This is a genomic window from Rhodanobacter sp. AS-Z3, from assembly GCF_029224025.1.
In the GTDB taxonomy this organism is placed as follows: domain Bacteria; phylum Pseudomonadota; class Gammaproteobacteria; order Xanthomonadales; family Rhodanobacteraceae; genus Rhodanobacter.
Map to the genome: position 1 here is coordinate 3,308,223 of NZ_CP119392.1, position 22,372 is coordinate 3,330,594.

The following is a 22,372-nucleotide window of genomic DNA, read 5'->3' on the forward strand; positions in this document are numbered from 1 at the left end:
CTCCCGGTCAACCAATCATGATCAGGGCGCCGGACATCTGCACCATGCCACTGCCCTTGAGCATCAACATGGGTGCCTTGACGGTGGTCATCGCGGCGCCCGCCAGTTCGGCCATGCCATCCGAGTGGATCTTCAATGACGCACCTGCACCGATATCCATCGTGGCGCCCGCCTTGATCCCGACTTCGACCTGACCCTCGACCTTCACGCCTGCACTGCCGGTGATCTTGATGTTGACGCCCTTGATTTCGATCGTCCCATCATTCTTCATGACGATACTTGATGCGCCAGTGACCAACTCGATTTCGGTGCCGGCGCTGAGCTTGAAGCTCTTGCCGATCTTGCTGGTGGCGTTGCCGGTGACATCGAGTGTGTCATCGTTCTTTACGGTGATTTTCCGATCATTGTCGATCGTCTCGGTCTGGTTGTTCTTGATCTCCACCGTCTGGTCGTTCTTGATCGTCACTTTCTCGTCGTGATCGATCGTCACGGTGTGGTCGTTTTCGACTTCTTCGAGCATGTCCTTCTGTGCGTGTATGAAGAACTGTTCGCTGCCTTTCTTGTCTTCGAAACGCAGTTCGTTGGCATCGTCCGCCGCACCAAGAAGGCTGCGCGATTTGATACCACTCTGGGTCTTGTTGTCAGGCAGCGCGTAAGGGGGCGTGTTGTCTGCGTTGTAGACCGATCCAATGATCAACGGCCGGTCCGGATCGCCCTCGAGAAAGCTCACCACGACTTCCTGGCCAATGCGCGGAATGCTGACCGCGCCCCAACCCTTGCCCGCCCAAGGTGATGCGACCCGCACAAAGCATGAACTCAGTGCGTTCTTCTTGTCGGTCTTGTTCCAGTGAAAGGTCACCTGCACGCGGCCGTGCTTGTCTACCGCGATGTCTTCGTCCGTGTCACTTCCGGTAACCACGGCAGTCTGCAAGCCCACCACATTGGGCTTGATCGCAGAAGGCATGCTGCGATACGGCTGGCGGCTTTCGATGGCCTGGAAAGAGCAACGAAACGGAGCGGCACTGCCGTCACCGGAGGCATAGTCGGACTCCTCCAGATGAATCAGGCTGCCGACAACCAGATACTCCTGGTTCAACGCCTCGCTTGGGAAATCTTTCAACTTGAACAGCGCGCCGGTAGCCAGGCCTTCTGCATCGCTGCTGCCGGCGTATTGCATGTGAGGCACGTTCGCCGCCTCAACCCTCACCCGCGCATAGTGCTGGCCGTCAGCGGCCAGCACATGCAGACCTGGATAATCAAACACATCCAAGCCGGTCAATTCGTGATACTCGCCACCACCGTTGGCCGACTCGGTAGCCAGCAACGAGGCCTTGGGCTTGAGCGGGTCGTAGTCGGTCAACTGGAACTTCAGCGAGTGCACGGAACGCTGCTGGCTCCACTCGGACACCGTCGCCTCGTGGCGTTTGCCACGTTGCGTTGGCGGGCAATACGGAAGGGTTTCAAACGGGCTGACGGCGGAGTGCGCGCCAAGCGCATCGGCCAGCACCATCGTGTGTGCACTTGCCGTATGCGTGAAGTAGTAATAAATGCCTTCCTGCTCCATCAACCGGCTGATGAAGTTGAAACAATCCTCACGATACTGCACACAGTATTCGCGCTTGGCATAGGTGGCGGTCAGACTTGTCTTGACGTCGGCATAGCCAAAGTCACCGAGCACCGCCTTGATGATGTCAGGCACGCTCATGTCTTTGTAAATTCGGCAATCCACCTTGTGCGAGAGCAACCAGGGCTTGGGTACCAGGCTCACGGTGTACACCGCATGGCGCACGTTTTCGATGGACTGGAATCCCGTCTGCGAAGCCTCTGACACAATCCCGTTGAAGTAGCGCTTGTAACCGGTGACAAGTTCCATTTTCACCGTCATGGGCTTGCCGAGCAGTTTGCGCAGATCAACATCCACATCTTTGCTCAGCAATTGCACTTGATACGAGAAAAGTTTGCCCAGATGCTCAGCCGCTGACATCCGCACAAACAGCAATTCGCTGTCGTGCGCGCTGGAAATGGTAATTTGGTGAGCCATCGTCTACTTCTCCGAAGAGAGACGTTGCCATACCTGCGCGGCACCGCCCCTTTGAATGGAATGCAGCAGGGCACTAATCCTGTGCTGCCATAACCGGCTCGCGCAGACGGACCTCTGTGAAGGCCCTCCGCTTGCTGCAACCCGGCATCACCTCAATCGTCCTTGCGCCGCCCCAACACAACCCAGCCCTCGACCGGCCGCCCACTCTCTTTGCGCAACCTGTCCGAACGAACTACCACATCACCAAACCCGGCGTGCTCAAGTGTCGTCTCCACATAACCACGCGCATGACGGTAGCGACCACTGGGGGTCAACTCGAAACCCTGGTCATCCGAAAGCGATGCCTCGAGCGTGAAGCCCACCCAGCCACCGGGTCGCAGGGCGTCGTGAGATGCCTGTAGCACCGGCTGCAACTCGCCAAAATAAACCAGCGTATCTGCGGAAAGTACCACGTCGTAGGCTTGTGGATGCTGTTCCAGCCAATGCGTGATCTCGGCAACCTCGAGTTCCTCGTAGCCGCCGCGCAGCCGCGCCTTTTCGACCATCCGACCGGACAGGTCGACGCCAGCCAATCGCCTTGTCCATGGCCGCATCGGCCCCGCACAAAGCCCGGTTCCGCAACCGGCATCCAGCACATCCAGCGCGCCACGCGGATCGCCCAGGAACTCGCCCAGCGCGGACACCAGCACTTCGGGGGCGCGATAACCCAGGTTCTGCAACAGTTGCTCGTCGAAGCTGTCGGCGAAACCATCAAAAGTGTCGCGTACATAGTCGTCCCCGGCCCGGGAGGGCGCCTCGGCCCCGCCACAGGCAGCCAACATGTGCTGCGGGACCGGATTGTCTGGCTCACGCGCCAGCCATTCACGATAGACCTGCGCCGCTTCACTGGGCTGGTTGAGCGCATACAAACCCACACCCAGAGCCTGCAACGCTCGCAAGTCATCCTTGTCCAATGCGATGGCACGACGGAAACACTCCACCGACTGTTCAAGGTGCTCCATGCTCTGGGCGAAATTCCGCAAAAACGTGCCCATCAGGTAATAACCACGAGCAAACTCTGGTGCCATTTCCAAAAGTTTGGAATAAGCCTGGAATGCTTCTTCGGGGCGCTCCTGTGCCTCCAGCACCACCGCCAGATTGTTCATCGCGTTGTAATGATCGGGACCACAATCCAGTGCCCGCCGATAGCAACCCTCAGCCTCGGCAAGGTGCCCGCTTTCTTTCAGCACATTGCCCAGATTGTTGTGGGCATCAGGGTGCTTCGGCGTGATCCGCAAAGACGTGCGGATCAATTCGGCCCCTTCGTCGCTGCGTCCGCGTTGATGGCAGAGCACACCGAGATAATGCAGCGCATCAGGCTGTGCCACCCGCAATTCCAGCACTTCGCGGTACCCGCGTTCGGCACCATCCAGATCATCTTTCTGGTGTGCCTGCATTGCCTGCTGCAGCAAGACGCGCCAATCCATCACATCCAGCTGCTTGGCCGGCTTGCGAACTGTGGCCTTGGCCGAATTCCGGTTCATGGCCATCCAATCACCCGATCAACACCGTCATGCATCCCAGCACGATCGTGCCGCCGTGCGCCGTGCTGTCGCCCATTCGAGCCGCGGGCTGCCCGCCGATCAGTACGGTGGGAGCCCCCATGATTATGCTGTCGGGCGGTCCAACACATACCGCCATATCACCCAATCGAGCTGCCGGCAGACTGCCTATCAACACAGTCGGTTTGCCTGGCGCCAGAATCGGTCCGCCGACATGCGGAATAATGCCGGTCACCATCGGGCATACGTGCATGTCCGTAAGGCGGGCTGCAGGTGGCATATAGATTCCCTCACTCAATCCAGATCGTGAAAAACGCGAGCGTGCTTGACCTCCGGCACATTCTCCCCTCACCGCTGCCAACCCGAAGGTCAAGGCTCCAGCGCAACCCGCTGGGAACCTGGCTCACAACAAGGGATAACCGTTATGGCGCTGCACAACCATGGCCACCCCCAGCCACGAACCGTGTCGCGGATGAATGATACGCCATCGCTCATGGTCGAATCCTGGCCGAACTGCCCACGTAGCGTTCTGCGCTCACCATGCCGAAATCAATAGCCGCCTGAACCACCCCAGTTCCGGTCAATTCATTGAGATCAAAAATCGTCTGGCAACGTTGTGCGTCGGCGAAGTCGATCATCACGAAGTTGGGCATGAACCGCTTCATCATGCCGCCTGAACCATAGCTATTGCGCATCATGTAAGCCGGCAGGTTGTCATCGACATATTCCGCCATGCCCTCAAGCCACAACTTCTTCATCCCGTCACCAAACCCACCACCGGCCCAGTTCGAACTGTCACGGGATTTGATGTTTCTAAGAAAGCCGGTGGACGTCCAATACATCATCCCCATCACCCGTGGATCACCACCGTTGATCGCGCGACCAGCATTGATGATGGTGGTTTGCTTGCCGACGTTTTCCTGGAGCTTCTTCTTGTCCGACTTGCCATTCATCGCGCTGGTGCCGCCTTTGCCGTGATACTGCATGCCGACAAAGTGGGGATCATAGGTTTTCTGCACGCCGTCCTTCTCGTACAGGCTCTTGATGCCGACGATGCCCCGGCCCGGCTGCGCGCCGCCGACTTCCAGCAATCCAGCACCCGAGAAAAGCACCACCACACTGCCCGCCAGATCACCCGCTGTCTTGAGATTGAGGTTCCCACCGCCGGTATAGATCGAATTGCCAAGAACATCAATGCACATGTCCGCAATCTTGTTCCAGTTCTTGCAATGATCAAACTTCAGGAACAGAAACTCGCTGGACTTGGTCGAAACAAACCTCCTGGCATCCTGCAACATGCCCTGCAGACCCTCACCCCAGGTTCCGGCCATCAACTGATTGCCGCCGACGACCTTGTGCATGCCCGGGCCATGGTAGGCCTTCAGTACACCGGAGCCCTTCAAGCCCGACGAGCGAACGGCGATTCGAAGGTCAAATATTCGAGCGCCGGCTGCCGCTTGCCCGCCAATATCCAGAGTCTGGGTCTTCTCGTTTCCTGACCCTGTGTTGATGCCGGCATCATGAGTTCCGGCAAACACCAGCTCGTTGATGGTTCTGTTTTGATAGTTGCGATATGAGACTGTCACAAACCTGCCTTCCCCTGGTTCTCACGCGCGAGGTCGAGACGGCGCGCTGATTGGTTGTTTCGCAGAAACTCGCGTACCAGACAGCAACAACGTGGCCGGTCCGCATCACATGGCGGGAGCTTCGGAAGGAGTTTGAAATCACACTCATCCGTAGCGCTCATCTCCGGCCGCTCCACACTGAACGCGATCGATCCCATGAAGTTCTGCCGCAAACTAGTGCTGGTGCGCCCTGGGGGGAGCAACTCTTCAACCCGTCCAAATTCGCAAGGTCACTCCTTTGGCAAGCTGCATGACTCTCCAACGCGTTCTTGATCAGTGAGCATGCCGTCCACAAGCAACCATCCAGCACCCTCCCCCTGCTCACGCGACCGAATCCATCACGCCAGATGCAGCTGCTTGAGCGCCTTGCTTTTGACACTGGCGAAGAAGCCCTTCTTCACGTGCGTGCCCTTATTCGATGCCAAGCCTTCCAATTGCAGGCGCGAGCTGGCGATGTTCTTGCTGGCGATCTTGATCAGCGGCTCGATCTGCTTCTTCTTCATTTCCTCGACGCGATCCATCCACCCCGGCAAACCGATGTCAGCGATCAAGATGTCCGCGACCGACGAAGTGTCCGCGCACGAAATCAGATAGCAGCCGAGCACCGGGCACTCGGCAAACACCGAAAGATCAAGCGCGTTCGGCTCTGCCAAGCGCCGATTACCCGCGCGCATGTCCTTGATGTCCAGACCAAGCGAAAACAGCTGCAAGCCAAGACTGGCGAGCGTATTGGCGACACCGATGGCGGCTGTGGTGACAGTGCCCAAGTCGGCGAACAGACCGCCAATTTTCGCACCTGTTGCCACGGTCTGTTGCGCCAACTTCACCGAGTGCTGGGCAAGATCACGTTTGATGATCATCTGCACGGCTTCTGCCCCGGCATACGGGTCACCCTTGCGGAAACCTTCCTTGTAATAGGTGCTCTTGTAGAGATTGTGACCGTCCTGTGCGACAGCTTTGCCTGCCTTCGCCAGCTTGACCGAACTGGTCACCACGCCAAGATAGGGCGTTACTTCCGCGATCAGATCATGCAGAACCTCCCCACCGATCGCCGCAATCACGTCGTGGATATTGTCCACGTCCGCACACTCGACCATGAAGTTCTCGAACGCCTCCTTCATCCCCGGGAGTGTTGCTACCTTGGTCGCCGCACTGCCCCCTTTGGCCAGTTTGCCTACCGATGACTTCATCGATTTGCCGGTCGAGAGCAGCGACTTCGCGGTGGAAAGTTGACCAGAGCGACCAAAGACCAGCTTGGTGCCGGTAAACATGTTGACGACGAGCTGACGGCGAGCCTTGGAGAGTTCGGCAAACGCCATGAGTTCTTCGCGGCTGATCGGTCTAGCGGACATCAGGATGGCCCTCCATTCGAAGAATTGCTCCGCACATCGCGGTGCGCAAAGCCACTGAACATCGAAACATGTTTCATAACCGCCCCATTTCGCAATCGATATCAAGTAGCGATGAATCCCCCACTCTTTCACGCCAAACAGAACAGGGAGCGAACCTGACCCTGCTTACAGACCCTGTTTACAGAAAAGGAGCGTGTTGATTGAGATTAAGTAGTCAAATGAACCTGACATTTCTTATCAGATGCTACTTGGTGCACTGGAAATCGTCGGCCGCGGCCAAGGCCGGCGTGGCTGCCTTAACCGCCTTACAGTAAAGCGACACAGCGGCCCAAGCGTAACTGTCAGCGTTATTCAGCGACTCAGTCAGATCGAGGTTCAGGTAATCGGGGTCATTCGCATAAGCCTCATCATCGGTGTTGAGGTATTTGTGAGTGGCCTCGTGAATGATCAGTTGCGCCAGGCTGATGTCGGTGAACTCGGTGGCCCGACCCAGCGGGACATGGATCTCGCCATGCCGGAATCCACAGGTGATGCCGCTGGACCAGCGAAAGCTTGCGGCGCGCCAAGTCATCGGGTCGAGGCTCGTCTTTTCTGCCGAGACATAACCCAACGTCCCATGATCGGCATTGGCAGGATCGACGCCCTTGCCACTTTTGATATCCCGATGATCTGCATCGATATCAATCAGGTAGATACCGGTATTCAGGTGAAAACTGATCGACAGCATTGCTCTGCGGATTTTCTCGATCACGGTGCGTCGGTCAGTCTGTAAAATCTTCTTCAGACGAAGTCTCTGGTTCACGACGTTGCTGTCCAGCGTGCCGCCGCCATCGTCGCCTGCAATAAGTTTGAAATGCGTCGCCAAAATGTCCTGCATCAGCTGCGATTCTTTCTTGCGCAGGAAGCAGATGCCAGCGAACTGGTCGTTTGCCTTACGGATGATTTGCTGGGCCCGGTTCGCCCCGGCGACCAGCATCGCGCGATTTGGGGAGCTCGGTCGATGACCTTCCTTGTAGCCCACCAGTAGCGATCCCGACAATGCCTCCATGCGGTCGGTGTAGCCGCGTCGTGGGTCCGCCGGCACGTGCATGCCGACAAGGTTTCGCACACGGACTTCGGCTTCGCGCAGCGCAGTCGTGGGCTTCTTGATACTGATATCCATGATTGACCTCTATGTCATAAAAACTGCAGACACCGGTTGCTATTGATGAGTGTGCGCAAGACCATTCCACCGCGGCGTTTTTCCAAGGCATCTGGGCTGCGCCAAGACGGCTACAATTCGGAATAACACGCACACCCACTCCGTAACGCCACTTCGGTTTCTTTGACTTTCATCCTCCGCGTCAGAAACCCGCAAGTGACGTCTATCTACGTCCAAGGAATAAGCAAAGCACCGCGAATCAAGCTTCCCCTCCTTTGCAATCAAGACTCACCCAAACCCGTACGAAAACTCCCCATCCGTCACCCCCACCTGCACCTTCGCCACCTCCTCCCCAGCAATCATCTTGGTCAGGAACGCACGCGAGATATCCGGCAACATGGAGTTGGTCAGAATCGCGTCGATCATGCGTCCGCCCGACTCGGTCTCGGTACAACGTTCGACTACCAGCTTCACCACGTCCTCGCTGTATTCAAACGGTATCTTGTAGCGAGCCTCGACGCGCTTCTTGATGCGGTTGATCTGCAGCGCGACGATCTTGCCCAGCATCTCGGGGCTGAGCGGGTAATACGGAATCGTCACTAATCGACCCAGCAGAGCTGGCGGGAAGATTTTCAGCAGCGGTTCGCGCAATGCCTTGGCCATGCCTTCGTGATCGGGCATCAGCTCCGGGTCTTTGCACAGACTGGCGATCATCTCGGTGCCGGCGTTGGTGGTGAGCAGGATCAAGGTGTTCTTGAAGTCGATGGAACGCCCCTCGCCGTCTTCCATCACGCCCTTGTCGAAGACCTGGAAGAAGATTTCATGGACGTCCGGATGGGCCTTCTCGACCTCATCCAGCAACACCACGGAATACGGCTTGCGACGTACCGCTTCGGTGAGCACACCACCTTCGCCGTAACCCACATAGCCGGGAGGCGCGCCCTTGAGCGTGGAAACGGTGTGCGCTTCCTGGAACTCGCTCATGTTGATGGTGATGATGTTCTGTTCACCGCCGTAGAGCGCTTCGGCCAGGGCCAGTGCGGTTTCGGTCTTGCCGACGCCGGAGGTGCCGGCCAGCATGAAGACGCCGATCGGCTTGTTCGGGTCAACCAAGCCGGCGCGCGAGGTCTGGATACGCTTGGCGATCATCTCCATCGCGTGGTCCTGACCAATGACGCGTGCGCCCATCAGCTTGGCCAGGTTCATCACGGTCTCGATTTCACTCTTGACCATGCGGCCGACCGGGATGCCGGTCCAGTCCGATACGACCGAGCCCACTGCCTGCTGATCGACCGACGCCAGAATCAGCGGATGCTCACCTTGCAACTCGGCCAATTGGCCCTGCAGTTCATGCAACTGCTTCAACGCGGCAGCGCGGTCATCGCCCGCCAGTGCAGCCTCACCTGCAGGAGCGGCTTCTTTCACCTGTGCTTCCTGGCTGGCCGACTCTTCCAATGCGCTGCCGGTACCCTCGACCGGCGCACTGGAACCACGCAACTTGGCACGGATCTCCAGAATCTTGTCGACCAGATCTTTTTCAATCACCCAGTTGGCTTCGAGCGTTTCCAGTCGCGCCTTCTGCGTTGCCAGCTTTTCACTGGCATTGGCTTCGCGTGTGGTGACATCCACACCCACATTCTTTTCACGGGTAATGATGCCCAGCTCGGTTTCCAACGCCTGGATGCGCTTGCGTGTGTCATCGACCTCCGCCGGCACGGCATGCTGACTGATCGCAACGCGCGCGCAAGCGGTATCCAGCAGGCTGACTGATTTGTCGGGCAGCTGGCGCGCAGGAATGTAGCGATGCGACAGCTTCACCGCCGCCTCCAGCGCTTCGTCGAGAATCTGCACTTTGTGGTGTTTTTCCATGACGCTGGCCACGCCGCGCATCATGAGAATCGCTTTCTCTTCGCTGGGTTCGTCGATCTGTACGGTCTGGAAGCGACGGGTGAGCGCGGGGTCTTTCTCGATATGCTTCTTGTATTCCGCCCAGGTGGTGGCGCCGATGGTGCGCAGGTTGCCGCGCGCCAGTGCGGGCTTCAGCAGGTTCGCTGCATCGCCGGTTCCCGCCGCGCCGCCGGCACCGACCAAGGTATGGGCTTCGTCGATGAACAGGATGATTGGCTTGGTCGAGGACTGCACTTCCTCGATGACCTGCTTCAGGCGATTTTCGAACTCGCCCTTCATGCTGGCACCAGCCTGCAACAGACCCACGTCAAGCACACGCAACTGCACGTCTTTCAACGGTGGCGGCACGTCGCCGATGGCGATGCGCATGGCAAAGCCTTCGATCACCGCGGTTTTGCCGACACCCGCTTCACCCACCAGCATCGGGTTGTTCTGGCGGCGACGCATGAGGATGTCGACCAGCTGACGAATTTCGTCGTCGCGGCCGACGATCGGGTCCATCTTGCCGCTACGCGCCTGCTCGGTAAGGTCGATGGTGAACTGGGCCAGCGCTTCCTGCTTGCCCATCTGCGCCGGGGACATCGCGCCACTGGCTTCACCGGGTGCCGAGCCGCCACCCATCCTGAAACCATCATTGGCCATCAAGCCGTCTTCAGGTGACCCGCCAACTACCTCGGCAAATTTCTCGACGAGCGCCTCCGGCTTGATCTTGTCAAACTCGGCGGAAATGTTGACGAGTGCGTTGCGCAAGTTGCGCGTGCGCATGCAGCCGACGATCAGGTAGCCGGTACGGACCTGTGCCTCGCCAAACATCAAGGTGGCGAACACCCATGCACGTTCAACCGCTTCCTCGACGTTGCTCGACAGATCGGAGATGGACGACGAGCCGCGCGGCAGGCGATCCAGCGCATCGGTGATGTCGCGCGCCAGGTTGGATGGATTCAGATTGAACTGCTTGACGATACGATGCAGGTCGGAGTCCTGCAGCTGCAGGATCTGGTGAATCCAGTGCACCAGTTCGACATACGGATTGCCACGCAACTTGCAGAAAACGGTGGCGCTTTCGATGCCGCGAAAGGCGAGTTTGTTGAGCTTCCCGAACAGGGCGCCCCGACTGATTTCTGCCATGGTGATCAATCCTTATTGCGGTTGTGGTCAATACAGACGTATCGAGTGAATCGATACAGGATCATGCGCCGAACGCATGACGATCATTGAACTGCAGCTACCTAACCGACAGGCTTGAGAATGACCTCATCGGCGTCGGCGTGGCTTTGACGTCCACCCATCCAGGTGGTCAGGCCCATCCTTACGTTGCGGCCCAGCTGGGTAACCGGCACGTCGGAATGCTTCAGGACAAGCTGAAGATCCCAGGCCTTTTCCTCACCCACATAGGTTTTGACAGCTGCCACCAGTTCATCAAGCGCAGTACCGCCGGGCAGGAAGTTGTTGAACTGTTCCCTGCTCAGAGGACCTAGTCGAAGACGAAAACGTTGCTGACTGCCCCATACGTACTCACCCGTAACTGCCGTGAGTCCCAGCGCAGCCACTTCAGTGGAGGCACCCAGCCGCAGATGTGCCGTGGGCGGCAGGCGCATCCACTCGGCAACAAACTCAACGACCGCCACCGGAATGCGAAAGAACCGTTCAAGCAACCCCTTCAGTCCCTCGGCATTGCGCGTCTGCTGCAGTAGGCGGCCGGCAAAGAAGCGCTTGAACTGGTCCGGCAGTGCGTCACGGGAATCCAGATTCGGCGTGGCCAGCCCTACGAACGCGCCCATGTAGTGCTTGAAGCGATCTTCCTGGGGGCGATCCAGTTGGACAGTCGGCTGTGCATCGGCCCAGCTGCGATAGAACAAACTCATCATGCGGTGATGAAAGATGTCCGCGAACGCACTAAGGGTGTGATCTTTCGCATTGATCTGGCGATCAAGCGCGTACTCGGTCAGATGCAGCGGCAGTGGCGCATTGGGACCAAACAAACCGAAAAACAGGCCGTACAGACGTGCGGGTTTGCCAGCAGAAGCGGGCTGATACCTGTCGATGGCGCGCGGCGCAAACGCCAAGGTCGGAGTCTGGCATAGGCGAACGAAGTCGTCTGAAGCCTTGGCCGAACGTCCCAACAGGGGACGGTCCGGATGCGCGCACTCAAGCAGGCGGGCAGCTTCGAGAAAGTCGAAGGCCTCCGGCTTGTCGCGTAGCGCATTTTCAAGCGCTACAGCGTCTGGCGCGTTCCCAGCGTGGCTGGCCATCGAGCAACCTCGTTGCGTTCCAATGTACGCAGAACGGTTTCGGTAAAGGAATTGACTGACACGTATCGCGCAAAGAATTGCTGCATCACTGCACCAAGCAGGAAAGCGCCGGTACCTTCGAAAGCGCCGTCGTCGCAGGTCAAGGTGATCTCAAGCCCCCGTCCGAACGTGATCGGTCCGGGCACGGGCACACGCCTTACGATCGCTTGCGAACTGACGCCCTTTACGCCTTCGATCTGGCGTAATGCACTGGAGTCGAATTCATCGCAGTACAGAGTCAGCATTTCGCGCAATGCCGCGGCGCCTTCGCCAACATTGTTTTCCAGCAGCGACACGTAATTCAGCTGAAGATGACTCAACAAACGCCACGCAGTTTCACCGGAGGCCACCGACGCGCGCGGCTTGGTAGGGCCGGCAACACACCGAATGGCATCGACCGGCGCGCCCGTATCCAGGGTGAAATCCGTTTTTGACTTCCCTACCGGCATCTGCAGTGGCAGGTCACGGTTGGTGCACATCAACTGCATGCCGATCTGTCGCAACTGCGTCGAGTAGGGTGCGTCGTTGGAATCAACCAGCGAAATGAACATCTCGTTGCCGACGTAGCTTGAACGAGCGCCTTGCCGCCGTTGCCGCGAAGAGAGCAGCCGAGGTTCGCGTCGAATCGCGTAGTACGCCGAGTGCTGGCTGTGCCAGGTGCGCTCATCACAACCATAGAATGGCAGGAAACGTTGTTCGGGCTCCTGCTTGTCGCCGAAGCCCTCGACCTGGCCGATGCTGTGGATCTCGAAATCCATTGGCCGCGTGCGATCGGCCAGTACGTGATATTCGGTCTTGCCTTGCTGCAAGTGGATGCGATCAGCACGGCGCGGAAACAGATTGATGGCTGGCGTGCAGAACAGCTTGAAGTTGCTCGCATCCACCGCGTTGTGCAAGCTGGCGACGCTGCGGTCGAACAGCACCACAATCTCGAAGGCGTTGCCCTGCGCGCGCGAAAGCACCGATTTGAGCTGGGTGAATTCAGCGAACAGAAAGCGCGCCGGGCAAGCAAAATATTCCTGCAGCAGTCGATAGCCACTGAATGACCGACCACTGTAGGGAATCAAGCCCTCGTCATCGGCGAAACCCTTGCGATGAATATGGCTGGCGTCGAAGTGGCGGCTGATCGGACCACTGCTGCCCTTGGACTGCACCAGATAACCCACCGCGTTACCCAGAATTTGCTCGTAAAGGCGCTTGGGCAACTCATCTGCACCGGCGATAAATACGGGCAAGCTGTCCAGCGCCAGCATGTTTACCTGCGCACCGGCTGCCACCTGGAACTTCAGACGCAGACCGGCGCGCACGGTCTTGCCGGCAGGTGGCACCACGCCCGCCGCAGCAAGCGCCGCCGGCGTCTCAAAATACTTGGCCTCGGTCAATTCCACCGGCCACAGAGTCACGTCATGCGCCGTGCGGTATTCGCAGGCGGTGCGGTCATCATTGGCCGTCTGACTGCGCAGCGACGTATGCCGCGCAACTTTGCAGCCGGCCAGTAGCGCACTTTCCTTCATGTCGGGCTGCAACTGCACCACGGCCATCGACGGGATGGGCGTCAGGTAATGCGGGTACACCATTTCCAGCAAGTGCTGGGTAAACACCGGATATTGTGCATCGAGCTTGAGTTGAACTCTGGCCGCAAGAAAAGCAAAACCTTCCAGCAGCCGTTCCACATACGGGTCGGCGCATTCGAAGCCTTCGAGCCCCAGCCGCCCGGCAATCTTGGGATATTCGCGCGCGAACTCGCCGCCCATTTCCCGGACATGTTGCAGTTCACGGTTGTAGTAGCGAAGGAGATGCGGGTCCATGGCCGTCAACCGAAACTGTCGGAAATGCGGAATGTACCCGTTTCAAGATCGACTTCAGTCTTCAGATACAGATTCAGCGGTATCGGCTGCGCCCACATCTCTGACTCGATATTGAATACCAGCGATTGCCGATCCATGCGTAAACTGTCCGTATTGACCGTCACCTGGAGTGTGTTGGCGGTCAGCCGTGGCTCAAACGCCACGATAGCCGCGCGAATGCTTCGCTGCAGCGCGCTGGTGTCAACGCCCGAAAGTGCCGAACCGGTAAGGTCAGGAATACCAAAATTGAGCACCGATGCCGCGACCTCTGGATAAGGCTGCAGATCTTCTTCGGCACAAAGATTTACTGTGTTGAGCAGCCAGGAAATATCCCGAGTGACGCATTCACGCAGCCGGTTGGCTGATATGACGCGCTTTTCACGGCTTTCTTCCTGCTTGCCAGGCTCACTGTCAGTAAGCCGGTCCAGCAATGACGGTTGCAATCGTTCCTGAGTGGTCAGCTCGGCCATTTGGCTGTCCCTCCCGCTCAGTCAACATTGAAAGTGATGGAGCGGATATCCAGCAGCGGGTATTCAGCAGCATCCGTGGCAAACATGCGCTGCCCTTCGCCAACGAAAAACTCTCCACCCAAATCAGTCCACTCGGTTTTGCGCGCCAACACAACGTCACCGTCCGCGGAAGTCTCCGCGCCGGGATAGCGACAGGGTATGAAGCCAACCGCCTGCCCGCCATTCGACCAGGTAATCTGCACCGGCGCCCAGACCTTGTCACGCAGATCGCTGGGCGGATCGAATTTCAGTTCACTGATTCGCGAAAACGGGACCCATGCGTAACCACTCTTGGTCATGATTTCAAGGCAGGGGCCAAAGCGTGGGTCGGCGTCAGCAATCCATTCGAAAGGTACGCCGTCAATGCTGCCACTGACCGCATCAGCCTCTTCAAACGCCTGCTCGCGCAGTACTGACGCCTGCGCATGATGGCCTTCACCATTGAGCTTCAGCGCCTGCAACAGCAAGGCAAGCCATTGAGCCGGCTCACCGATCACCACCGGTGCGCGCCGCCCACTCAACACTTCCGCACGGGCCTTCTCGCCTTCCAACGCCACGTTGTAGGCGCTGACCATCAAGGTCGTGCCTGGGTCCAGTTCACCAGCCACCTTGAGCTGGTTCTGCGCCCGTTCCCACTGCCCCAGCAATGACAGCAACTGGAACATGAAAACCCGGCGTTTGGCATCCGCCGGGTTGCTTCGCACCTGCACCGTAAGAGCTTGCAGCGCCTCGTTCAGCCGGCCTTCCTTGAGCAAATTTTCGGGAGTGTTGTCCACGTAATAGCCTTGGTTGACGAGAGGAACGAGAGCGCTGCAGCGAAGCGATCAGGCAACTTCTTGCATGTTGTACACAAAGTCCTTGGAACCGCCGTCCTTCGCACCCTTGTCATCCTGCGGCTGGAACGAGAACTTGAACTTGCCGAAGTGCAAGGTGATGTTCTCGGTGAGGCGATCCTCACCGCCGCTGCCGCCGGTCGAGTACGAGGTCACCAGGATGCCTTCGCTCATTTCAATGGTCATGAAATCAGTCTGCTCACCGGTAGCATTGGTGACATAGAGCCACGCTGTATCGATGCGACCACCCCGGCACACCGCGTCCAACAGCGCGTTGGAGCAGCTGTCGACGTACTTGGTGATGGAAATATCCTGAACGTGGGCCTTGCCACCGCTGGCGCCGGCGCCGCCGTGAAGATCTCCGGTGTTGCTCGCGCCCCACGACCAAGCGAGGATCGGTACCTCACCCTTGTGGTGCTTGTGCTTGGACGAGCCCTCGATCTTGACCTTGCCCGAACCGAACTTGATGTGCATGTCGAATGCCATGGAAATTCTCCTGGATCACCTGCTGATGGATGAATGACGCCGCCGGAGGAGCTCTCCGAGCGGTCGGTCCGTTGTTGCCACACTGCTTCAATGGGGACGTCGCCGGCCATGAGCCGCCTTGAGCACCTTCCGGAAGCGACCGTCCCCCGTCGCATTCCTGCTTCACCACACTTTTGACGAAATCAGGCGGCACCAGCCCAGACCGGCGCCGCTGTTCCGTTTTACGCTTTGGCCGCCGACGGCAGACGCGACACCAGCCGCAACGAGACCGTCAGACCTTCAAGCTGATAATGCGGCTTGAGGAAGAACTTGGAGGTGTAGTAACCCGGTGCTCCCTCCACTTCCTCAACCACGACTTCAGCGGCAGACAGCGGCTTGCGAGCCTTGGTTTCTTCGCTGGAGTTGGCCGGATCACCGTCCACGTAGTTCATCACCCAGTTGGTGAGCCAGCTTTCCACCTGCTCACGACTGCTGAAGGAGCCGATCTTGTCGCGCACGATGCATTTCAGATAATGCGCAAAACGGCTGGCCGCAAACAGGTAGGGCAGACGGCAGCTCAGTGCCGCATTGGCCGTCGCGTCCGGATCGTCATATTCCTCCGGCTTGGCCAGCGACTGGGCGCTGATGAAGGCCGCCATATCCGAATTCTTGCGATGCACCAGCGGCATCAGACCCATCTTGTCCAGTTCGGCCGAACGACGGTCAGTGATGGCGATTTCAGTCGGGCACTGCATGTCCACACCACCATCATCGGTGGGGAAGGTATGCGTCGGCAGGCCTTCGACCGCACCACCGGACTCGATGCCGCGAATACGCGAGCACCAGCCATACTCCTTGAAGGAGCGGTTGATGTTCACCGCCATCGCGTAGGCTGCATTTTGCCAGGTGTACTTGGACGCATCATTCCCGGAAGTGTCTTCCTCGAAATCAAACTCTTCCACGGGATCGGTGGCAGCACCGTAAGGCAGGCGAGCCAGCGTACGCGGCATGGCGAGCGCCAGGTACTTGGCATCGTCCGACTCGCGCAGCGAACGCCACGCGGCGTAGTCAGGCGTCGAGAAGATTTTGGCCAGATCGCGAGGATTGGACAGCTCGTTCCAGCTGTCCATGCCCATCAATGAGGAATTGGCTGCAGCAATGAACGGCGCGTGCGATGCAGCAGCGACCTGCGCGATCCCGCCGAGCAATTCCACATCCTGCGGGCTGTGGTCAAAATAGTAATCGCCGACCAGGCAGCCATAGGGCTCGCCACCCAACTGACCGTACTCTTCTTCATACATTTTCTTGAAGATCGGGCTCTGGTCCCAGGCGGTGCCCTTGTAACGCTTCAGGGTCTTGCCCAGCTCTTTCTTGGAAATGTTCATCACGCGGATCTTCAGCTGCTGATCCGTCTCGGTATTGTTCACCAGGTGATGCAGGCCACGCCACGCGCTCTCGAGCTTCTGGAACTCCTCGTGATGCATGACATGGTTGAGTTGCTCGCTGATCTTGCGATCAATTTCAGCAACGTACGCATTGATGGTCTGGGTGACATCGTCAGACACGATATCGGACTTGTTCAATACCTGCTCGGCCAGCGTACGAACGGCGGACTCGACTTCGTCCTTGGCACGATCGCTTTTCGGCTTGAATTCCTTGTTGAGCAGCGCGGCAAAATCACCCGCATCGAGGGTCTCGGTAGCGCCGCCCTGTTCGGCCAGTTTCTCGGTTGCCATCGTGATTACTCCCCGTCCTTGCTGTCGTCGCCGGGCTTTGCAGCCGACACCAGTGATTGCAGCAATGCCGGATCGTTGATGGCCTGCGCGATCAGCTTCTCGGCACCCGCCTTGCCATCCATATAGGTGCCAAGGTTGGCCAACTGGGTGCGTGCCTCGAGCAACTTGGCGATCGGGCCAACCTTGCGCGCCACGGCCGCAGGTGAGAAGTCGTCCATGCTTTCGAAGGTGACATCCACATTGAGATTGCCTTCACCCGTCAATGTGTTCGGTACGGCGAACGAAACGCGCGGCTTCATCGACTGCAGACGCTGATCGAAATTATCGACATCGATCTCAAGTGCCTTGCGATCCTCTATGCCCGGGAGTTCGGCATTGTTGGCACCGGACAGGTCCGACATCACGCCCATCACGAACGGAACCTGCACCTTCTTCTGGGCGCCGTAAACCTCAACATCGTATTCAATCTGCACGCGTGGCGCACGATTGCGTGCAATGAACTTCTGACTGCTTTGCTTGGCCATGCCTTGTCTCCCGGTAAATGCTCTTCCAGTTCGAACGAAGTGCTCAATTCGGCGCGGCGTAAATCTGTCGCGTCGCAGAAACGCGGTAAATCGACGTAAGTGAAACGGCGCGCCACGCTGCCCCTGCGGCCATCATCTGTCGCGCTCACCTTTGCTTATATCGGGTAATGCTGCGAGTGCTGGCTGGACAACCCAGACTACGCAGATGCTGCGCCGCCAGATATTTCCATCAGGCAGGCACAACATTAAATTCGAGTTATTAGCAATTTCTTAATGCCGCGATCTGCAATGGCGAGTGTCACCCCGGCACACAAGGGAGGCACTGAATAATCCATCGGATATATCCGATTTCGGCAAATGCGTTCGCTGCCCCCCCCCCCTTTCGTTCCATGCAGTGGCCAGATTCAACAGGGCCTCTTGCTTCCCCGTCCATATCATTTCTACTTCGGGCTACGGCCCTTTCGGCGTTCCAACCATTCCATCGGTCTGCCAGGTGTAGCAGTCAGATGTAGTGCAAATCCATGAACCGTCGCCGTCGCAGTGACGCCTGACGCCATCACCCGTTGCGCAATGAACGAAGCCCCTGAATCCAACCCGCCGAAGCGCTCCCAAACCTGCACTTCACACGAATCCTGAACCCTGTTGGTTCGCCGGATAACGTACATCCGTAACCGCGTGTCTGCAAGCTGAATTTGGCGCTGATGCCCACGGCTCACCAGAGCCGCCCGATAGAGTCCCGCGATCCAGTCTGCCGAACACGACAATTACTGCCTGTTGACACTCATCGAAAGCACGCAATGCCGGCAATTCGTGTAGGCATGAGCCATCAAGGGCCGCATCCTGGCTGCAACCATCTGCCGCCTCGCCGACTGCAACAGACAACAAAAAAGCTGCCCCTAAGGCAGCTTCTTGTTTGTGCAATGCTAGGTGGACATCAACCGACAAATTCTGTCCACCTGCGAAAGGTGGTGGGCGGTACAAGGATCGAACTTGTGACCCCTACCATGTCAAGGTAGTGCTCTACCGCTGAGCTAACCGCCCGTATCGCGCCAGACCAGCTACGCGAGCCGCGCAGTATACGGGAGCCAACGGCGCTCCACAATATCCCGTGCCGAACCGGTTCGCTGCTTCAACGCAATGACTGCTCGCGCAACTGATGGATCTGGTCACGCAGCCGGGCTGCGTCTTCAAACTCCAGATTCTGGGCATGCTTGTACATTTGAGCTTCCAGCTTCTTCAGCATGGCTGATATCTGTTGCGGACTCAGGCCGGCGTAATCGGCCGCTTGCTCGGCCACGACACCATGGCTGCGGGATGAGGTCTTGTTGCCGCGACGATTGCCGGTCTCGCTGCGGGCCCCCTCCATGATATCGGCAATGCGCCGCACCACGGTCTTCGGGGTGATGCCATTGGCTTCATTCCAGGCCAGTTGCCGCTCGCGACGCCGGGCCGTTTCGTCCATCGCCGCCCGCATCGAGCGGGTGATGTTGTCGGCATACAGGATCGCCTTGCCGCGCACGTTGCGTGCCGCTCGACCGATAGTCTGGATCAGCGAACCGGTGGAACGCAGGAAGCCTTCCTTGTCCGCATCGAGCACCGCCACCAGCGACACCTCCGGCATATCCAGGCCCTCGCGCAGCAGGTTGATGCCGACGAGGACGTCAAATTCGCCCAGGCGCAGGTCGCGGATGATTTCGCTGCGCTCGACCGTTTCGATGTCCGAGTGCAGATAGCGCACCTTGATGTCGTGCTCGGACAGGTATTCGGTGAGGTTTTCGGCCATGCGCTTGGTCAGCGTGGTGACCAGTATGCGGTCACCCATGGCAATGCGCTTGTGCGCTTCGCTGAGCAGGTCGTCGACCTGGGTCCGCACCGGCCGCACTTCGACCTCCGGATCAACCAGGCCGGTCGGGCGCACCACCAGTTCGGTCACCGCGTCCCCGGACTTGTCCAACTCATAAGGCCTGGGCGTGGCGGAGACATAGATGGCGCGTGGAACACGGGCTTCCCATTCCTCGAAACGCAGCGGTCGGTTGTCCATCGCCGAGGGCATGCGGAAACCGAACTCCACCAGGGTCTCCTTGCGCGAGCGGTCGCCCTTGTACATGGCACCCAGCTGCGGCACGGTGACGTGCGATTCGTCGACCACCAGCAGGCCGTCGGCGGGCAGGTAATCAAACAACGTGGGCGGTGGCTCGCCCGGCTCGCGCCGGGTCAGGTGGCGCGAGTAGTTTTCGATACCCTGGCAGTAACCGACCTCAACCATCATCTCCAGGTCGAAACGGGTGCGCTGCTCCAGCCGCTGCGCCTCGACCAGCTTGTTCTCGCGATACAGGTATTCGAGGCGATCCTTCAGCTCGACCTTGATCGTCTCGATCGCATTGAGCACGCTTTCGCGCGTGCTGGCGTAATGGGTGCGCGGATAAACGGTGTAGCGCTGCACCTTGCGAAGGGTCTCGCCGGTGAGCGGATCGAACAACGCCATTTTCTCCACTTCGCCATCGAACAATTCGATCCGCAGCGCCTCGGTTTCCGACTCGGCCGGAAACACGTCGATGACCTCGCCGCGCACGCGGTAGCTGCCGCGACGCAATTCCATTTCATTGCGCGTGTATTGCAGCTCGGTCAACTGATGGATCAGCTTGCGCTGGTCGATACGCTCGCCAGTGGCCAAAATCAGCCGCAGTGACAGGTAGTCCTCCGGATTGCCCAGTCCGTAGATCGCCGACACGGTGGCCACGATGATCGAATCACGCCGCGACAGCAGCGCCTTGGTCGCTGAAAGCCGCATCTGCTCGATGTGTTCGTTGATCGACGAATCCTTCTCGATGAAGGTATCCGACGCCACCACGTAGGCTTCCGGCTGGTAATAGTCGTAATAGCTGACGAAGTATTCCACCGCATTGTTCGGAAAGAATTCCCTGAACTCACCGTAGAGCTGCGCCGCCAGCGTCTTGTTCGGCGCCATCACGATGGTCGGCCGCTGCACCCGCTCGATCACGTTGGCGATGGTGTAGGTCTTGCCCGAACCGGTGACGCCAAGCAGGGTCTGCGAGGCCAATCCTGCCTCGAAACCCTCGGACAGGCGGGTGATTGCCTGCGGCTGGTCACCGGCAGGCTGGTACGGGGCGACAAGTTGGAAACGATCAGTCATCGACTACAGATGTGGGCGCGGTGGGCCATTTTAAATCAGCCCTGCTGACAGCGCGTGTCACCAGAGGCCGACAACCATGCGTCTGCCGGACTGCTGGAACGAACGTACCTGCGACCTAGCATCAAGGTCCCGGTCCACGCAGGGAGCGAAACCGTGACGACACCCCTAAACATGACGTTCTCGCGGCGCCATGCCGGCTTCACCCTGATCGAGCAAATCATGGTGCTCGCCATCATCGCCATACTGACCAGCGCTGCTACGCCACCGCTGCGACGGCTCATGAGCCGCAATGAATTGCAGGTTGCCCAAAGCAACTTCATCGGCGCTCTGCAGCGCACCCGCGAAGCCGCCATCATCAGCGGCAAACGCTCCGTATTCTGCCCCTCTCATGATGGCGGCAGTTGCAGCGACGTCACGCGATGGGAAAACGGCTGGCTGGTTGGACATGACAGCAATGGCGATGGCCAGCCGGACCACGATCCGCTGAACGTGGGACAAGGTCATCCCGGCAAGCTGATCATCCAGAGCAGCAACGGTCGACGCCTGGTGCACTTTCGTCCCGACGGCACCGCTGGCGGCAGCAACATCACCTTGTTGTTCTGCCAGCCCGCGCACCCGGATGCTGCGCTGGTGGTCGTGGTGTCCAACGCCGGACGTATTCGCGGCGGACATGCCAGCAGCAATCAGGCGCAAGGCTGCGCCAGCATGCACTGAGGCGAATGCGCGCACCCAAGCTCCGCATGAGGCTCGATTGACGCCGATCAATACGTGCCTTCCGCAAGACGCCCATGCTTTCTGGGCACCCGCTCGCGGCTATCGCCACGGCGTGCACGAATGGGCCCCTCGATGAGTCGCAGCCTTGCCGTTTCCCGAGCAGCAATTCATCAAGAGCATTCGTTCCCTCCACGCCCTACCCGCAAAGCGAAGGAGTTGATCATGTTCCAGCACATCCTGATTCCCACCGATGGTTCCGAATTGTCCCTGCGCGCGCTGGACACGGGTATCGAACTGGCGGCTCGCCTGGGCTCGCGCATCCATGCCTTTCACGTGATCGCCCCGTTCCCTGCGTCCACCTATTTCGCCGAATTCGTGCTGGCCAACGAACCCACCTACACGCAGGAAGCCACCGCCAACGCCGAGCGCTACCTGACTGAGGCGCGCCAACGCGCCGAGAAAGCGGGCGTCCCCTGCGAGGTCAGCCACGAATTCGACGCGCGCCCCTATTCCGCCATCGTGGCGGCCGCGCACAAACACCAGTGCGAGCTGATCGTGATGGCCTCGCATGGCTGGCGCGGCTTCGATCGCCTGCTGCTGGGCAGCGAGACGCACAAGGTCATCCTCAACGGCGACGTCCCCGTGCTGGTCTGCCGTTAAAGCGACGCTCAACTTCCACTGCCGAAACGGC

At 58.8% G+C, this 22,372-nt stretch carries 17 protein-coding genes and 1 tRNA gene; 2 read left to right on the forward strand and 16 right to left on the reverse strand.

From position 1 onward, the window contains the following. Window positions 1–7 precede the first annotated feature (7 nt). The 16 genes from tssI to uvrB all read right to left on the reverse strand — a co-directional run bounded on the left by tssI (window position 8) and on the right by uvrB (window position 20,967). Window positions 8–2,041 (reverse strand): type VI secretion system Vgr family protein, encoded by a 2,034-nt coding sequence (gene tssI / locus PY254_RS14780; protein ID WP_281012798.1) that lies wholly within the window; start codon window positions 2,039–2,041, stop codon window positions 8–10. 152 nt (window positions 2,042–2,193) lie between these two features. Then, window positions 2,194–3,507, reverse strand: coding sequence for a tetratricopeptide repeat protein (locus PY254_RS14785; protein ID WP_281015240.1), 1,314 nt, complete (start codon window positions 3,505–3,507; stop codon window positions 2,194–2,196). Window positions 3,508–3,574: 67 nt separating this feature from the next. Beyond that, complete coding sequence (locus tag PY254_RS14790; protein WP_281015241.1) at window positions 3,575–3,862, reverse strand: PAAR domain-containing contractile injection system baseplate protein; 288 nt, start codon at window positions 3,860–3,862, stop codon at window positions 3,575–3,577. A gap of 211 nt (window positions 3,863–4,073) precedes the next feature. Then, complete coding sequence (locus PY254_RS14795; protein WP_281012799.1) at window positions 4,074–5,168, reverse strand: phosphatidylinositol-specific phospholipase C domain-containing protein; 1,095 nt, start codon at window positions 5,166–5,168, stop codon at window positions 4,074–4,076. 377 nt (window positions 5,169–5,545) lie between these two features. Beyond that, complete coding sequence (locus tag PY254_RS14800; RefSeq protein ID WP_281012800.1) at window positions 5,546–6,691, reverse strand: hypothetical protein; 1,146 nt, start codon at window positions 6,689–6,691, stop codon at window positions 5,546–5,548. Window positions 6,692–6,803: 112 nt separating this feature from the next. Beyond that, window positions 6,804–7,721 (reverse strand): M35 family metalloendopeptidase, encoded by a 918-nt coding sequence (locus tag PY254_RS14805; RefSeq protein ID WP_281012801.1) that lies wholly within the window; start codon window positions 7,719–7,721, stop codon window positions 6,804–6,806. Between the two features lie 267 nt (window positions 7,722–7,988). Next, window positions 7,989–10,736 (reverse strand): type VI secretion system ATPase TssH, encoded by a 2,748-nt coding sequence (gene tssH / locus PY254_RS14810; protein ID WP_281012802.1) that lies wholly within the window; start codon window positions 10,734–10,736, stop codon window positions 7,989–7,991. Window positions 10,737–10,837: 101 nt separating this feature from the next. Beyond that, on the reverse strand, window positions 10,838–11,860 hold the full coding sequence (tssG, locus tag PY254_RS14815) for a type VI secretion system baseplate subunit TssG (RefSeq protein ID WP_281012803.1): 1,023 nt from the start codon (window positions 11,858–11,860) through the stop codon (window positions 10,838–10,840). Beyond that, window positions 11,824–13,707 (reverse strand): type VI secretion system baseplate subunit TssF, encoded by a 1,884-nt coding sequence (tssF, locus tag PY254_RS14820; protein ID WP_281012804.1) that lies wholly within the window; start codon window positions 13,705–13,707, stop codon window positions 11,824–11,826. Before tssF ends, tssG begins: the two co-directional genes overlap by 37 nt. A gap of 5 nt (window positions 13,708–13,712) precedes the next feature. Further along, a complete protein-coding gene (tssE, locus tag PY254_RS14825; protein ID WP_281012805.1) occupies window positions 13,713–14,216 on the reverse strand; it encodes a type VI secretion system baseplate subunit TssE in 504 nt (167 codons plus the stop codon). Between the two features lie 17 nt (window positions 14,217–14,233). Continuing rightward, window positions 14,234–15,031: a type VI secretion system accessory protein TagJ gene (locus tag PY254_RS14830; RefSeq protein WP_281012806.1), complete on the reverse strand. Its 798-nt coding sequence runs from the start codon at window positions 15,029–15,031 to the stop codon at window positions 14,234–14,236. A 48-nt stretch (window positions 15,032–15,079) separates the two neighbouring features. Further along, the gene (locus PY254_RS14835) at window positions 15,080–15,574 is read right to left on the reverse strand and encodes an Hcp family type VI secretion system effector (protein ID WP_281012807.1); all 495 of its coding nucleotides are present in this window, start codon (window positions 15,572–15,574) and stop codon (window positions 15,080–15,082) included. Between the two features lie 221 nt (window positions 15,575–15,795). Further along, on the reverse strand, window positions 15,796–17,289 hold the full coding sequence (gene tssC / locus PY254_RS14840) for a type VI secretion system contractile sheath large subunit (RefSeq protein ID WP_281012808.1): 1,494 nt from the start codon (window positions 17,287–17,289) through the stop codon (window positions 15,796–15,798). A gap of 5 nt (window positions 17,290–17,294) precedes the next feature. After that, window positions 17,295–17,813: a type VI secretion system contractile sheath small subunit gene (tssB, locus tag PY254_RS14845; RefSeq protein ID WP_281012809.1), complete on the reverse strand. Its 519-nt coding sequence runs from the start codon at window positions 17,811–17,813 to the stop codon at window positions 17,295–17,297. A 966-nt stretch (window positions 17,814–18,779) separates the two neighbouring features. Further along, a tRNA-Val gene (locus tag PY254_RS14850) sits at window positions 18,780–18,854 on the reverse strand. Window positions 18,855–18,942: 88 nt separating this feature from the next. Continuing rightward, a complete protein-coding gene (gene uvrB, locus PY254_RS14855; protein ID WP_281012810.1) occupies window positions 18,943–20,967 on the reverse strand; it encodes an excinuclease ABC subunit UvrB in 2,025 nt (674 codons plus the stop codon). Between the two features lie 153 nt (window positions 20,968–21,120). Between uvrB and PY254_RS14860 the strand changes: the two genes are divergently transcribed. Next, on the forward strand, window positions 21,121–21,681 hold the full coding sequence (locus PY254_RS14860; RefSeq protein ID WP_281012811.1) for a GspH/FimT family pseudopilin: 561 nt from the start codon (window positions 21,121–21,123) through the stop codon (window positions 21,679–21,681). Window positions 21,682–21,903: 222 nt separating this feature from the next. Then, complete coding sequence (locus PY254_RS14865) at window positions 21,904–22,341, forward strand: universal stress protein (RefSeq protein WP_281012812.1); 438 nt, start codon at window positions 21,904–21,906, stop codon at window positions 22,339–22,341. Window positions 22,342–22,372: the final 31 nt, after the last annotated feature.

Bases quoted from the DNA above. Each gene is read 5' to 3' on its own strand.
- tssI (WP_281012798.1), bottom strand. From the start codon at position 2,041: ATGGCTCACCAAATTACCATTTCCAGCGCGCACGACAGCGAATTGCTG.
- PY254_RS14785 (WP_281015240.1), bottom strand. From the start codon at position 3,507: ATGGATTGGCGCGTCTTGCTGCAGCAGGCAATGCAGGCACACCAGAAA.
- PY254_RS14790 (WP_281015241.1), bottom strand. From the start codon at position 3,862: ATGCCACCTGCAGCCCGCCTTACGGACATGCACGTATGCCCGATGGTG.
- PY254_RS14805 (WP_281012801.1), bottom strand. From the start codon at position 7,721: ATGGATATCAGTATCAAGAAGCCCACGACTGCGCTGCGCGAAGCCGAA.
- tssH (WP_281012802.1), bottom strand. From the start codon at position 10,736: ATGGCAGAAATCAGTCGGGGCGCCCTGTTCGGGAAGCTCAACAAACTC.
- tssG (WP_281012803.1), bottom strand. From the start codon at position 11,860: ATGGCCAGCCACGCTGGGAACGCGCCAGACGCTGTAGCGCTTGAAAAT.
- tssF (WP_281012804.1), bottom strand. From the start codon at position 13,707: ATGGACCCGCATCTCCTTCGCTACTACAACCGTGAACTGCAACATGTC.
- tssE (WP_281012805.1), bottom strand. From the start codon at position 14,216: ATGGCCGAGCTGACCACTCAGGAACGATTGCAACCGTCATTGCTGGAC.
- PY254_RS14835 (WP_281012807.1), bottom strand. From the start codon at position 15,574: ATGGCATTCGACATGCACATCAAGTTCGGTTCGGGCAAGGTCAAGATC.
- tssC (WP_281012808.1), bottom strand. From the start codon at position 17,289: ATGGCAACCGAGAAACTGGCCGAACAGGGCGGCGCTACCGAGACCCTC.
- tssB (WP_281012809.1), bottom strand. From the start codon at position 17,813: ATGGCCAAGCAAAGCAGTCAGAAGTTCATTGCACGCAATCGTGCGCCA.
- uvrB (WP_281012810.1), bottom strand. From the start codon at position 20,967: ATGACTGATCGTTTCCAACTTGTCGCCCCGTACCAGCCTGCCGGTGAC.
- PY254_RS14865 (WP_281012812.1), top strand. From the start codon at position 21,904: ATGTTCCAGCACATCCTGATTCCCACCGATGGTTCCGAATTGTCCCTG.